This is a genomic window from Variovorax xiamenensis (assembly GCF_050916385.1).
GTDB lineage: Bacteria > Pseudomonadota > Gammaproteobacteria > Burkholderiales > Burkholderiaceae_C > Variovorax.
In genome coordinates, this window is sequence record NZ_CP139038.1 from 3,232,108 (window position 1) to 3,246,054 (window position 13,947).

Sequence of the window (13,947 nt, forward strand, 5' to 3'; positions counted from 1 at the left end):
TAATTCTTTTGGAGGATTGAAAGGAATCGGGAAACTTGTGCAAAAAGTTCTTGTTTGCGTGTCTTGGCCGCCGCAAAGGAGTCGATACAACCGGATACGATAGCCGCCGGCCAAGCGCTTGGCCTCTCAAATCTTTGACAAAAACCGGATTGCTGGCCAGCCGCATCAGGAGTAGAGGGCGATGTGGCGAGGACTGGCTCCACTGAAAGGAAAACACTGTGGCGATACTCAATGGCACCGCCGGAAACGACACCTTGGTCGGTACGGACACGAGTGACATCATTCATGGAGGCGCTGGAAACGATTTCATCGACGGCGGTGCGGGTAACGACATTCTTTTCAGTGATGAAGGTGACGACGTCATCTGGGGCGGTCCTGGCAATGACATGATCACCGGCAACAACACCGGCGTCGTCATTGCAAGCTACAGCCTGGATCCCAAAGGCGTAACCGTGAATCTGCGTACGGGCATCGCAACCGACGGTTGGGGTGACCAGGACATGCTGTCGCAGATCTACGCGGTTGCTGGTTCGAACTTCAACGACACGCTTACGGCCGCCGGCGCCACGAGTTCGGTATTGCTGTCTGGCCTGGGCGGAGACGACAAGATTACTGGCGGCTGGGGCAACGATCTGCTGATGGGCGATGACGGCAACGACACGATCGATGGTGGCGACGGCATCTCCGGGTTCGGCAATTTCATTCACGGCAGCGTTTATCGCCTTTATCAGGCAGCGTTTGCACGTGAACCCGACGTTGGTGGGCTGCAAGGCTGGGTCGGCTCAATCAAGAGCGGAGCAAGCCTCAAGACGGTTGCCGCAGCTTTCGCTCAGTCCTCTGAGTTCCAGAATACTTATGCCGGACTGGACAACACTCAGTTCGTCACGCGCATGTACCAGAACGTCCTGGGGCGTGCCCCGGACGCTGGCGGACTCGCTTCCTGGCTCCGGTCACTCAACGCGGGTGCTGCACGCTCCGAGGTCTTGCTCGGGTTCTCCGAGTCGGGTGAGTTCAAGAACAACACTTCCCTTGATGTTGATGCGTTCATGACGTCGCGTTTCAGCGCCGACCATCAGGGCGAGGTCTATCGCCTCTACAAGGCAATCCTGAACCGCGAGCCAGATAGCGGTGGATTTGTCGGGTGGGTCAATTTGCTGGACACCGAAGCGACCAATATCCAGACGGTGGCGGACGGATTCATGAAGTCTTCGGAGTTCCAGAAGGTCTACGGCTCGCTGGACAACACCCAGTTCGCAACATTGCTCTACCGGAATGTGCTGGGCCGTGAGCCTGACCAAGGTGGCCTCGCAGGTTGGGTCGACGCCCTTAATCGCGGTGCGAACCGTGCGGACGTGGTGGTGGGTTTCTCGAGGTCGAACGAATTCATCACGAACACGGCGCCCGCTCACGCGAGCTACATGGCGAACAGGTTCGGAAGCTGGAGCGATGAACTGCAAGGCGGCACGGGGAACAATACCCTGATCGGGGGACGCGGCGCGGACACCTTCACGTTCGATTTTCGTAAACCTGGCAACGATCAGATCTACGGTCTCGAGAACGTCGATATCTTGCGATTCTCCGGATTCAGCTATGGCAGTACGGCAGACGTGCTGAGTCATATGACGCAGAACGGCCAGAACGTGATCTTTTCGGATGGCAGCCAGAGCATCACGTTCCATCACGCCACGCTGGCGCAGCTTTCGCAGACCACCATCCAGTTGACTGCATGACGGATAGCGCGCGGTTCTTCCGGCATTCATACCGAAAGACCGCGCTCGTATTGAAAAAAGAGTTTGGACGGTCTTGCAGCAAGAGGCAAACGGAAAAGAACGAACGAGCCGATTGCAGGTCTCGGGGGAGTTGATCGGTCCGGATTCGCCGGCTCACGCTGAGTCGGCGTCTTTTCCCGCGCGCCAAGGCTTCTCTGCCTTGCAGCCTGTGATTGCGTTCTTCTCCCTCGAGATGAGCATTCAGGCGTTGGGCCAGGCCATGGGGTGGCGGCCCGACAGCCCCATCCGGCTCGAGGATCTTCAGCGTGCGGCGCACCACCTGGGGCTGCGCTCGAAGAAGCTGGAGGTCGACATGCATCGGCCTCGCAAGTGGCTACTCCAAAGATCCCCGAGTGGTGCGGATGCGTTGGAAATCCCTTGTCTGATCGTCGGTCCCGACGGAGGTGTAGTCACCGTTGTGGCTCGTCGCGAAGTACGCCCTGCCGCGCCAACTCCTGGAGGGCAGTCCGGCGGACTGAAATCGCCGCAAGCCGTGCAGGAGCTGCTCCTGTGGATGCCTGAAAGCTCGGCGTTCAAATGGGTCTCGGCTGAAGTTCTGCTGCAGCAGCACGGCAGCAACGGAGTGCTTTCGACACTCCGGTTCCACCAGCCGTTGCGCCTCGGGCAGGCCGATGGAGGCCCGAAGAGGCGTTTCGGGTTGGGCTGGTTTGTCCCCATTCTCTGGCGCTACCGCAAGTCGCTGGGACAGGTGCTGCTCGGCGCATTTCTGCTGCAGCTGGTCGCGTTGGCCACTCCGCTCTTCAGCCAGGTCATCATCGACAAGGTGCTGATGCACAAGAGCCTTTCCACCCTGCATGTGCTCGGTATCGGGATGGCCGGACTGATCGTGTTCGAGGCAGTCACCAATACGCTGCGCGGCTACATGCTGGCGCATACGTCGGCGCGCCTGGATGCGGGGTTGTCGAGCGACCTTTTCCGGCATCTGATGAGCCTGCCTATCCATTACTTCGAGCAACGGCAGGCTGGCGACACGCTCGCGCGGACGCGCGAATTGGAAAACATTCGCGGATTCTTCACGGGCGGTGCTCTGACGACACTCGTCGACGGCTTGTTCATCTTCATTTTCATCGCGGTGATGCTGCTGTACAGCATCAAGCTCACGATCGTGACGCTCGTGGGCTTGCCGATCCTGGCCTTGGTTACCTTGGTAGCACAGCCGATTTTTGCGCGTGCGCTGCAGACCAAATTTGATCGCAGCGCCGAGGCCGGAAGCTTCATGGTCGAAAGCATCCACGGCATTCACACGCTGAAGAGCCTGGCGCTGGCGCCGATGTGGCAACGGAAGTGGGAGTTGCTTGCTGCCCGGCAGGTCGCCGCAGGATTCGATGTCAGCAAGCTGGGAAATGCTGCACAGAGCATTTCGCAGGCGGTGCAGCGCATGTTGACGCTGGCCGTGCTTTGGGTGGGCACGACCCTGGTGATGGACAACGCGCTCACCGTCGGCGCGTTGATCGCGTTCCAGATGCTTGCGGGACAGGTGCTGCAGCCCGTGTCGCGCCTCGTTGGTCTTTGGCAGAATTTTCAGCAGGTCAAGCTCTCGGTCGACCGCATGGGCGACCTCATGAATGCACAAGCGGAGCCCAGCAGTTCCAGTGCGCAGGCAATGCCATTGCTGAAGGGGCGAGTGGAGTTGCAGACGGTCTGCTTTCGTTACCAGGCAGAGGCCCCTCTTGTTCTGCGCGACGTCAGCATGATTCTCGAGCCAGGGGACGTAGTGGGCATCGTAGGGCGTTCGGGGTGCGGGAAGTCGACGCTGACCAAGCTCATCCAGCGGCTGTATGGCATGGAGGCTGGGCGGATACTGATCGATGGGCATGACATCGCACACGCCGATCCCCAGCAGCTCCGTCGCCAGATCGGTGTGGTTCTGCAGGACAGCTTCCTGTTCAGCGGCACGATTGCCGAGAACATCGCCGTGGCTCACCCGGGGTTGTCCTTCGATCGCATCGTTGTTGCGGCCCAGCAGGCTGGGGCGCATGAATTCATCAGCGCGTTGCCACAGGGTTACCAGACGCCGGTTGGCGAACGTGGCGCTCTTCTTTCGGGAGGTCAGCGCCAGCGCATCGCCATTGCGCGCGCTTTGACCGGTGACCCGCGGATCCTGATCCTCGACGAGGCGACCAGCGCACTGGATGTCGAAAGCGAGCAAGCCATCCAGGCCAATATGGCCCAGATCTGCAGGGGCCGCACGGTGATCATGATTGCCCATCGCCTTTCGACCTTGCGACACTGCAACCGCATCGTCGTGCTGGACGCCGGACGGGTGGTGGAGCAGGGACCGCTGCAAGAACTGGTAGCGCAGCAGGGCGAGTTCTCACGGCTTTGGGCAATGCAGCAACAGGAACCCGTACCCACGGCGCGAAGGACCCAGCCCTCCGCCTGGTCGGAGCGGCATGGAAGCTCAACGGAGGCCTCGCTGTGAGCAGCACGCTGACTTCCAGGGAGAAGGCCTTCCACAGCCCGACGCTCAGCATCGAGGAGACGCCGCCGGCCCCCTTTGCAAGTGGCCTGATGTGGGCCCTGGCTGCATTGCTGTTCGGTGCCATCGCCTGGGCCTGTATCGGTGAAATCGAGATAGTCGCTACGGCGCCCGGTCGCCTGATTCCCGACGGCCGGGTAAAGGTACTGCAGACGATCGAGCCGGCGCTCGTGCGTGCAATCCATGTCCGAGAGGGACAACGGGTGAAAGAGGGCGACCTCCTGATCGAGCTCGATCCCACCTTGTCCCAGGCAGATCTGTCCAGTAGCCAGCAGCGGTTGCAGCAGAACCAGCAGCAGTTGGCCCGGCTCATGGTGGAAATGAAGGGGCTGCATTTGCCCATGCCGCCGCCCGTCGCCGGCGGGGCCGGGCGAACGACGCCGTCGCTGACGTCCGATCAGTTCACGATCATTCAGGCTCGCGAGGCAGCTTTCGAAGCGAAGCTGGCGGAAGCCAGGGCATCGGTCGATGAGAAGACGAAGGCCCTCAAGGCAGCGGAGTCCACTCATACGAAGCTGCGCCTGAACCACGGTCTTGCCATGAAGCGCTATCAACAAAGCCTGGCGCTGGTCAAGGAGGGGTTCTTCAGCGAGGGCGAGCGGCTCAAGCAGGAGCAGGAAGTCGTGGGCCTGGAGCATGACCTGGCCGCCCAGAGCCAGACGCTGGCACAACTCGCGGCCGGGCTTCAGGAGGCGCGTTTTCGACAAGCCTCCGTCGAACAGGAGCGCAAGGTACAGGTTCTCGCCGAAGTGGAGCAGGCCAGCAGGGAGCGTGCGAGCCTTCAGGCTGAATTCGAGAAAGCCCAGCAGCTCAATGGCCTGAAGACCTTGCGCGCGCCGGTTTCCGGAGTGGTCCAGAGCATCGGGGTTGCCACGCTCGGTAGCGCGGTTGCGGCCAACCAGCCGCTTCTGACGATCGTTCCCGAAGATACCCCGCTGATCGCGGAGGTCCTGCTCAGCAACAACGACATTGGTTATGTGAGGCTCGGCCAAGCTGTGGAGGTAAAGCTCGACAGCTTTCCGTTCACTCAATACGGTTCAGTCGCGGGAACCGTCAAGTGGATCAGTGCGGATGCCGAATTCCAGAATCCCCAGGCGCTCGACAAACAGGTGGGCGCAAGCCCGCCTGGCTCGAGCAATCGCAACTTCGATGGTGGCAATTCGGAGCAACGAACGAACGGCCTTGCCTATCGCGTGCAGATTGCGCTCGCCGATCCCGACGCGAGTATCCGGATCAAGGGCCGTCCGCAAACGCTGCAGTCCGGCATGAGCTTGCAAGCCGATATCCAGACCGACAGGCGGCGCTTGATCCAACTGGTGTTGAACCCGCTCGAGAAGGGCTGGAACGAGGGCGTGCGCGTTCGATAGTGCAAGCAGTGAAAGTCCGCGCCGGTTGATCGGCGGTGAGCGGCAAGTCGCTATTTGGTTGCGGCCTTCGGCAACGCCTTCACCGCATTCAGCATCCGCTCCACATGCTTGTCCGGATTCAGGTTCTGGTAGTAGTACGCAACCTTGCCGTCCGGCGCGATCACGTACGACAGGCGATTGGCGAAGTCGGGCCGCGTTTGCATCAGGGCGTCGAAGCCCTGGATCACGGTCTTGCCCTCGTCGGACGCCACCGGGAAGCGGCTCTGGCAGGACTTGACCGAGAACTTCGACAGGGTACCTATGTCGTCCGCCGAAACGCCGATCACGCTGGCGCCCAGCGCGGCGAACTGGTCGATGGCTTCGGCGAAGGCGTGGGCCTCGATGGAGCAGTCGTTGGAGTCGGCCGCCGGGAAGAAATACACGACCACCGGGCCTTTGGCGAGCGCCTCGGCCAGCGAGTAGCGGAAGGTCTTGCCGCCGAGCGCGGCGTTGGCGGTGAACTTGGGGACCGGGTCGCCGATGTCGAGGGCGGCCCAGGCTGTATTCGTAAGAGCCGCAAAAAAGGCGAGGCAGGCGATGCGGTGGGGGAGCGAACGGGCCATGATGTAACTCCGCAGCGAAGTGAACCGAATTCTAGGCCGGAGCCCTCCCGAAAAGTGGAACCGAAGGGTTCTGAAACCGGCGCGGACCGGCCGGCGTACTGCAGGAACACAAGGGTAGAAAACCACAAGAAAACGACCTCATGGAAACATCATCATGAACGCCTGGCTCCAGTCATTTATGCGCATCGCGCTCGCGGGTGCCCTGATGGCGATGCTCGGCGCCTGCGGCTCGCTGCCGCCGGCGCGGGAGCGGCCCGCCGAATTCGCGGCCGCCGCCGATCCCGCCACCACGCTCGCCAGGATCGCCGCCGCTTCCACGCCGCCCGACGAGCATTCCGGATTCAGGCTGATGCCGCTGGGCGTGTATTCGCTCGACGCGCGCATCCAGCTCGCCCAGAGGGCGCAGCGCTCGCTGGTGGTGCAGTATTACCAGCTCGAGAACGACCCGGTCGGCCGGCTGCTGCTGCGCACGCTGCGCGAGGCGGCGATGCGCGGCGTGAAAGTGCGGGTGCTGGTGGACGACCTGTACACGGTCAAGAGCCAGCAGCTGCTGCTGGCGCTGTCGGAAACGCCCAATGTCGACGTGCGCCTGTTCAACCCGTTCTGCTGCGGGCGCAACGGCTTCCTGTCGCGCTTCGCGGCCTCGCCGTGGGAGATTCCGCGGCTCAACCACCGAATGCACAACAAGCTCTTCATCGCCGACGGCGTGATGGCGGTGGTTGGAGGACGCAACATCGCCGAGGAGTATTTCGTGTTGAGCGAAGCGCAGAACTTCATCGACATGGACGCGCTGGTGGTCGGCAAGGTGGTGCCGCAGCTCGAGTCGATCTTCGACGCCTACTGGAACAGCGAGCAGGTCTGGCCCATCGCCGACATCGTGACGGGCGAGGGCGGCCGCAAGCCGACCGGCGCCGATTTCGACAGCTGGGTGGGCATGGCCGCACCGGCGCCGAAGGTCGTGTTGCCTCCCTCGGACATCCTCGGCTACGGTCCGATCGCCGAGGAACTCGACGCCGGCCGCATGGGCCTGCTGTGGGGCGAGGCCCGCGCGATCGCCGATCCGCCGACCAAGCCCACGACCATGACGGCCGACGAGGCCATCGCCACCAGCGTCACGATGAAGGTCTGGGCGCTGTTCATGGATGCGAAGAGCGAGGTCGACCTGACCTCTCCCTACCTGGTGCCGGGCGAGCGCGGCATGGAGGCCTTCCAGGACCTCACGCGGCGCAAGGTGAAGCTCACGCTGCTGACAAACTCGCTGGCGGCCAACGACGAGCCGCTGGTGCACACCGGCTATGCGCGCTATCGCGAGCGGCTGCTGCAAAGCGGTGCCGACCTGTACGAGCTGAGTCCGCAGCGCACCAGCGCGGGCGAGCGCTTCGGCATGTTCGGCAAGTCGCTCGGGCGGCTGCATGCGAAGACGGCGGCCATCGACAAGACGCGCATCTTCATCGGCTCGATGAACCTCGATCCGCGCTCGGCCAGCCAGAACACCGAGATGGGGCTGGTGGTCGACAGCCCGCAGCTGGCGCGCGAGATGCTGCGCGTGATCAACATCAGCAAGCTGCAGAACTCCTACCGGCTGCGGCTGGCCAAGGACACCGGCACGCTGCAATGGCTGACCAACGACGGCGAGAAGGAGATGATCCTGACCTCGGAGCCGGAGTCGGGCTTCTTCCAGCGCTTCTACAACATGCTGATCGCGCCGATCGTCCCCGAGATGCTGTTGTAGCCTCGGGGGATGGCGCAGACCTTCACCTCGTTGTCCGCCCCGCAGGTCATGCTGTGGGGCCTGCTTTTCTTCGGCGGGATCTATCTTTGCTTCGGCGCCGCCACCTGGCTGTTGACGAAGCGCGTGCTGCCGGCGCTGGGCGTCGGGCGGGTGCTCGACCCGCGGCCGCTGCAGCCCGGGCAGCTTCGGCGCGAGCTCACGCAATCGGGCGTGTCGGTGCTGATCTTCGGGCTGGGCATGGTGTTTCCGTGGGGGCTGCTGCAGCTGGGCTGGGCGCGGCTCGATCCCGATGCGGGCTGGCGGCAGATCGTGGTGGAAATCATCGTGCTCGCGATCTGGAACGACGTGCATTTCTGGATCAACCACCGGCTGCTGCACACGCGCTGGCTGCGACGCTTCCACGGGCCGCACCACCGCTCGTTCGTGACCACGCCGTGGTCGACCTACAGCTTCCACCCGATCGAGGCGCTGATGCTTGGCAACGTGATCCTGCTGCCGATGGTGGTGCACGATTTCAGCTTCTGGTCGCTGGCGGCGGTGCCGGTGTTCAGCCTGTTCTTCAATTGCATCGGGCACTCGAACTACGACTTCTTCACCGGCGTGTCGTACAGCCACTGGTTCGCGGCGAGCCGCCGGCACCATCTGCATCACGCGGTGCACAACGGCAACTACGGCTTCCAGTTCACCTTCATGGACCGGCTGTTCGGTACGCGCGTGGCGGCTGACGCGGCCGACCCGGTTCTCCAGGCTTTCCGAAAGAAGCATGGCGCCACGGCCTGACACGGGCCGCCGCCTGCCTTTGCTGCGCCATTGGCGCGACTGGCAGAGCCTCGCCTACCTCGCCGCCTTGCCGGCGCTGGCGACGTGGCAGTGGTTCCATGGCTTCGACGTGCTGCTCTACGGGCTGATGCTGTTCCTGACGCTGGGCGTCGGCGTGATCCACCACAACCACGTGCACCTGCGAATGTGGCGCAGCCGGCGCCTGAACAGGCTCACCGATTTCTGGATCACGCTGCTGCAGGGCCACCCGACCTTCGTGTTCTGGCCCGCGCACGTGGCCAACCATCACCGACACCGGCACGGACCAAAGGACGTGGCGCGTACCTATCGCTTCGGTGGCGATACCAACCACCTCTGGGGATACCTGCTGCACCCGTTCCAGGCCGTGTGGGTGCTGATGCCGCTTTTCTTCGCATGGCTCGGGCGGCAGCGACGGCATCGCCGCGGGGCCTGGCGCTACTGCATGGCGCAGTACGCGGTGTGGCTGGCGAGCTGGACGGTGCTGCTGGCGATCGACTGGCGCAAGGCGCTGCTGTTCGTGATCGTGCCGCAGCTGCATGGCCTGCACTGGCTGCTGGCGACCAACTACCTGCAGCACGCGCATGCCGACGGCCGAAGGGCGCCTCGGGGGGCATCGCGCGATACCGCGGGTAGCCGTTTGAACTACGCCCGCAATTTCGAAGGGCTGGTGAACCCGTTGCTGTTCAACATCGGCCTGCACACCGCACACCACGAGAACCCGCATGCCCACTGGTCCGAGCTCACCCGCCTGCATCGCGCGCACTACCGCGCGCAGGTGGACCCCGTGCTCAACGAGGGCGGGCTGGTGCCGTACATGGTGCGCGTCTTCGTGCTGGGGGCCGTGTGGCCGCGTTTTCGCAGCCGCCCGCTGATGCCCCGCGATTCATCAACTCACTGAACCATGCCTGTCTCATTCCAACGCGTGTACCTAGAAAGCGCCGGCTACTTCATGCCGGGCGAGCCGATTCCCAACGACCGCATGGACGCGTACATCGCGCCGCTGAACCGCATGTCGGAGCGCATCAAGCGGCGCATCCTGGCGGAGAACGGCATCCTCACGCGGCACTACGCGATCGACGCCGAAGGCGTGACGCGGCACACCAATGCGCAACTGGCCGCGGGTGCGATCCGCGATTGCCTGCAGCGCGGCGGCGCGGAGCTGTCGCGGGTGTCGCTGCTGGCCAGCGGCTCGTCGGGTGGCGACACGCTGATGCCGGGCTTCGCCAACATGATCCAGGGCGAGCTGGCGGCGCAGCCCATGGAAACGCATTCGGTGCATGGCATCTGCGCCGCGGGCGTGTCGGCGATCCAGACGGCCGCGCAGGGCATCGAGCTGGGCGCGCATCGCTCGGCGATGGCGGTGGCCAGCGAGATGCCGTCGCGCCTCTTCAAGCGCTCGCGCTTCGCGGCGCGCGGCTACGAGACGGATTTCGACTCGCACTTCCTGCGCTGGATGCTGTCCGATGGCGCGGGGGCCTTGCTGCTGTCCGATGGCGCATCGGCCCTGGCGGGCTCGCCCGGCTTGCGCCTGAAGCTGAAATGGGTGCACCAGCGTGCCTTCTCGGGCGACTACCCGGTGTGCATGCAGCTGGGGCTCACCGAAGACCGCGCGCGCGGCCATCTCGACTTCGGCTCATGGGCCGAGGCCGAGGCTGCGGGTGCGCTGTCGCTGCGGCAGGACATCCGGCTGCTGCCGCACCTGTTCGACATCGGCATCCACGAATACGCGGGGCTGGTGCGCGACGGCTGGGTCGATCCGAAGCGGGTCGACCATTTCCTGTGCCACTACTCGTCGGAAAAATTCATCCCGGTGGTCGAGGACCTGATGGCCAAGGCCGATCTGTCGATCCCGCGCGAGCGCTGGTGGAGCAACCTGGCCTGGCGGGGCAACACCGGGGCGGCATCGATCCTCGTGATGCTGGCCGAGTTCCTGCACACCAAGGCGTTGAAGCCGGGTGAGCAGATCTTCTGCTACGTGCCGGAATCGGGGCGCTTCATGGCGGCGTACATGCTGCTCGAGGTGGAGGCGGCCGATGCGGCGCCCGTCGTGGCGGCGCCGCGCGCGGCGGCGGTTCCCGATGACGACCTCGTGATCGCGCCCCCGCACGACCCCGACGCCGCGCCCGAGGGCCTGGGCGCACTGCTGACCGAGCTGGCCGCCATCTGGCACGACTACCGTTCGCGCGTGTGGCGCACGCCGCTGATCCGACAGATCCGCGAGCGCCGCTTCGCCGTGCCCGACTACCTGAACTGGATGGAGCAATGGGTGCCGCAGGTGCGCGAGGGCAGCAAGTGGATGCGCGAAGGCGCTGCCTCGCTGAGCGAGCCGTACCAGATGCTGGCTTCGCTGATCGGCGTGCACGCGGGCGAGGAGCAGAACGACTTCAACATCCTCTTCAGCGACTACCGAAAGGCCGGCGGCACGGTGGAGAACATCGAGGAGCTGCGCCGAAACCCTGGCGGCGAGGCGCTCAATGCCTACCTGCACGGCCTGGCCGCTACGCGCGATCCGATCGGCCTGCTGGGGGCGATCTACATCATCGAGGGCACGGGGCAGCGCATCGTGCCGGCGCTGCTGCCGTTGCTCAAGGCCAGCCTGAAGCTGCCGCCGGATGCCTTCCGCTTCCTCGAATACCACGGCCACAACGACGAGAACCACCTGAGCCGCTGGCTCACCGCGGTCGAGATGGTTATGGCCGTGGAAGGGCAGGCGCGCGCCGCCGGCCAGATCGTCGAGACAGCGCGACACACGGCCGCGCTATACCTGATGCAGTTCCAACACATCACGCAGCGAATGCCCCATGGATCGAACGCCTGAATTCCTGAAGCAAGCCCACGACGAACGCGACCCCAGCCCATGGCTGGCGCTCTACCTCGACCAGAGCACGCCGCTGCCCGATGACGTCAAGGCCGCGTGGCTGGCCGATTCGAGCTCGGGCTCGCGGCAGTACCTGCTGCCGTTCCTGCGGCCGATCGCGCGGCTGACGATCATCCTGATCCAGATCGCCAAGGTTTTCGTGCCGCGCAACTGGTCGCATTCGATCCTGCTGCACCGGCTGCTGGCCTGGGGGCTGAAGCGCTTCGTGTCGCCGGAGGCGAACTGGCTGATCCTGCGGCACTTTCACCTGGGCTCGCAGATCCTGGGCTTCATCGGGCGGAATTCGCCGGCGCCGGTGGCAACCAACCCGCTGGAGCCGGCCGACATCGACGCGCTGAAGGACGAGATGTTCCTCAAGCACGACCTGAACCTCTTCAACTTCGTGATCCGGCTCAACACCGCGCTGCGCGACAAGGGGCTGGCACTGTGCAAGGCGGAGAAGGTCGATTTCTCGATGATCCGGGAGCCGGGGCTGCGGCTGGAGGACATGCCGCAGGGCAGGCTGAACTTCCTGGACCTGCAAAGCGCCATCGAGCTCTTCACGCCGCTCTACCAGCTGATGCTCACGGACAACGATTTCTGGCGCGCGGCCAACTCCCTGCAGCTGGACGAGACCATCGGCATCTACGCGGCGACGATCCTGAACGCGCCGGAGCACCTGATCCTGGTCAACAACAAGCACCCGCTGGTGCCGCTGTCGACCCTGCGGGCGGGGCACCGGCTGGTGATCCACGGGCTGTCCACCGAAATGCTTCACAGCCTGCTGCAGCGGATGCAGGCGGCGCAGCAAAAGGCCCGGAAAGCAGAAATGACCGGCCAACCGGAGGCAACCCTGTACGAGCAGCCACTTGCATAGGCGTATGCTGCCCCCAGATGGTGACCATGAACAGGACCGATAATCCGTCTCCCAAGGCCGATCTGGCGGTGACCCACGTGCTGGCGCAACTGCTGGAAAAGCTCGAGCACAGCGCCGTACCCGTGGGTGCAGCGCAGTACCGCTCCGTGGTCGAACACCTCGTGCACGAGTTCGAGGACGTCGGGCAGGGCGCCGAACTCGGTCGCCTGCTCGATGCCTATCCGGCCGCGGCCGAGGTGTACGAGAACCTCAACTACCAGCACGCCGGGCTTTGCCGCTCGGCGTTGGACGCTTCCCTGGCGGCCGAAATCAGCGCCCGGGAAGCCATTGCACGCGCGATGCGCCGTGCCGAACCGAACAGCAAGGACAAAACGCATGGCGAAGGGTGAAGTGAAGACGGCAGTGGTGGCGGACGGCCTGCGCTACAAGTCGAAGGCGCCGGGTTCGCCGTTCCGCGCCTCGGCCTCCTTCAGCGGCGCGACCATGTCGTGCTTCATGTGCGGCAAGCACCGCGTGCGCTCGCAGCTGCGCACCCGCCAGGTGCTGGGCAAGTCGCAGACCGTCTGCGCGCCTTCCTGCAAGGCGCTCGACGAAGCCCTCGAATAAGGGCTTTCTGCCTCTGGTACGGCCAAGTCCCGCTACCACATCACGGAGGCATTTAGGCGACATTTCCTCGTGCATAAGTCACGGAATGGCCTTCCACATTCCTGGTAATCGCTATACAGTTGGACACAAATGATGCATGTAATTGCATGTAATCAAAAGTTCTACTAGTAGCTGATTTCCAATGAATTGCTGCCACCCTGTCCACACCCCACGCGGGACACGGAATTCAACTTTCGCAAAGGGGTCCTGCCATGGCTAAGTCGCGCCACGTGGTCATGCAGGTGGTCAAGCGCTCCTCCGGCAGCGCTACGCACCACGTTGAATTCCTGATGGACGACAACTTCGCCGAGCGCCTGCGCCAGTTGCGCTCGCTGGTGCCGCCGCTGGGCAGCCTCAACAAGCAGCGCGACCTCGTCATCGACAAGGTGCGCGTGCGCCTGCCCAACGCCATCTGGCGCTCGGGCAACGAGATCGAGATGGACGGCGTGGACGGCTCCTGCATCGTCATCGCCGCCGAGGGCTCGTTCAACTGCGGCGGCAAGGACCGCAAGACGCGCGAGAAGCTCGTGACGTACAACTTCTCGATCGCGCGCCTGATCGAGCTGCATGCCGAGCGCCCGGAAGGCGAAACCCTCTACATCCGCGATGGCGTGTTCGCCAACGACGAACCGGCCGAATCGCCGGCCGGCCGCTGGGTCGCGTCGATGCACGAGCTGGAAGTGGTGATGCGGGTGCCGGATGCTCCGTCCGACTTCGACACCCTGCACGATCTGCAGATGCGCCCCGAGCACCAGCAGGCCGGTGGCAACACGACCACCCGCGCCACCTTCTTCTGA

12 protein-coding genes are annotated in these 13,947 nt (G+C 63.9%); 11 read left to right on the forward strand and 1 reads right to left on the reverse strand.

The window, feature by feature from the left end:
* The first annotated feature begins 218 nt into the window (after positions 1-218).
* The 3 genes from SFB74_RS14685 (at position 219) to SFB74_RS14695 (ending at position 5,636) form a co-directional block, all read left to right on the forward strand.
* The gene (locus SFB74_RS14685; protein WP_432731513.1) at positions 219-1,730 is read left to right on the forward strand and encodes a DUF4214 domain-containing protein; all 1,512 of its coding nucleotides are present in this window, start codon (positions 219-221) and stop codon (positions 1,728-1,730) included.
* A gap of 73 nt (positions 1,731-1,803) precedes the next feature.
* Positions 1,804-4,212, forward strand: a complete 2,409-nt coding sequence (locus SFB74_RS14690) for a peptidase domain-containing ABC transporter (RefSeq protein WP_432731514.1) — start codon at positions 1,804-1,806, stop codon at positions 4,210-4,212.
* Positions 4,209-5,636: an HlyD family type I secretion periplasmic adaptor subunit gene (locus tag SFB74_RS14695; protein ID WP_432731515.1), complete on the forward strand. Its 1,428-nt coding sequence runs from the start codon at positions 4,209-4,211 to the stop codon at positions 5,634-5,636. The genes SFB74_RS14690 and SFB74_RS14695 overlap by 4 nt, the downstream gene beginning before the upstream one ends.
* Positions 5,637-5,686: 50 nt before the next feature.
* Here the strand turns inward: SFB74_RS14695 and SFB74_RS14700 are convergent, their stop codons facing one another.
* Positions 5,687-6,238 (reverse strand): peroxiredoxin, encoded by a 552-nt coding sequence (locus SFB74_RS14700; RefSeq protein ID WP_432731516.1) that lies wholly within the window; start codon positions 6,236-6,238, stop codon positions 5,687-5,689.
* 154 nt (positions 6,239-6,392) lie between these two features.
* Between SFB74_RS14700 and SFB74_RS14705 the strand changes: the two genes are divergently transcribed.
* The 8 genes from SFB74_RS14705 (at position 6,393) to SFB74_RS14740 (ending at position 13,947) form a co-directional block, all read left to right on the forward strand.
* The gene (locus SFB74_RS14705) at positions 6,393-7,970 is read left to right on the forward strand and encodes a phospholipase D family protein (protein WP_432731517.1); all 1,578 of its coding nucleotides are present in this window, start codon (positions 6,393-6,395) and stop codon (positions 7,968-7,970) included.
* A gap of 9 nt (positions 7,971-7,979) precedes the next feature.
* Positions 7,980-8,750: a sterol desaturase family protein gene (locus SFB74_RS14710; RefSeq protein WP_432731518.1), complete on the forward strand. Its 771-nt coding sequence runs from the start codon at positions 7,980-7,982 to the stop codon at positions 8,748-8,750.
* The gene (locus SFB74_RS14715; RefSeq protein WP_432731519.1) at positions 8,734-9,669 is read left to right on the forward strand and encodes a fatty acid desaturase family protein; all 936 of its coding nucleotides are present in this window, start codon (positions 8,734-8,736) and stop codon (positions 9,667-9,669) included. Before SFB74_RS14710 ends, SFB74_RS14715 begins: the two co-directional genes overlap by 17 nt.
* A 3-nt stretch (positions 9,670-9,672) precedes the next feature.
* The gene (locus SFB74_RS14720) at positions 9,673-11,589 is read left to right on the forward strand and encodes an iron-containing redox enzyme family protein (protein WP_432731520.1); all 1,917 of its coding nucleotides are present in this window, start codon (positions 9,673-9,675) and stop codon (positions 11,587-11,589) included.
* Positions 11,573-12,505: a DUF6999 family protein gene (locus SFB74_RS14725; RefSeq protein WP_432731521.1), complete on the forward strand. Its 933-nt coding sequence runs from the start codon at positions 11,573-11,575 to the stop codon at positions 12,503-12,505. Before SFB74_RS14720 ends, SFB74_RS14725 begins: the two co-directional genes overlap by 17 nt.
* 26 nt (positions 12,506-12,531) lie before the next feature.
* Complete coding sequence (locus tag SFB74_RS14730) at positions 12,532-12,894, forward strand: hypothetical protein (protein ID WP_432731522.1); 363 nt, start codon at positions 12,532-12,534, stop codon at positions 12,892-12,894.
* Positions 12,881-13,111: a hypothetical protein gene (locus SFB74_RS14735; RefSeq protein WP_019653008.1), complete on the forward strand. Its 231-nt coding sequence runs from the start codon at positions 12,881-12,883 to the stop codon at positions 13,109-13,111. The genes SFB74_RS14730 and SFB74_RS14735 overlap by 14 nt, the downstream gene beginning before the upstream one ends.
* 251 nt (positions 13,112-13,362) lie before the next feature.
* Entirely contained in the window at positions 13,363-13,947 is a 585-nt protein-coding gene (locus SFB74_RS14740; RefSeq protein WP_432731524.1) for a hypothetical protein, read from the forward strand.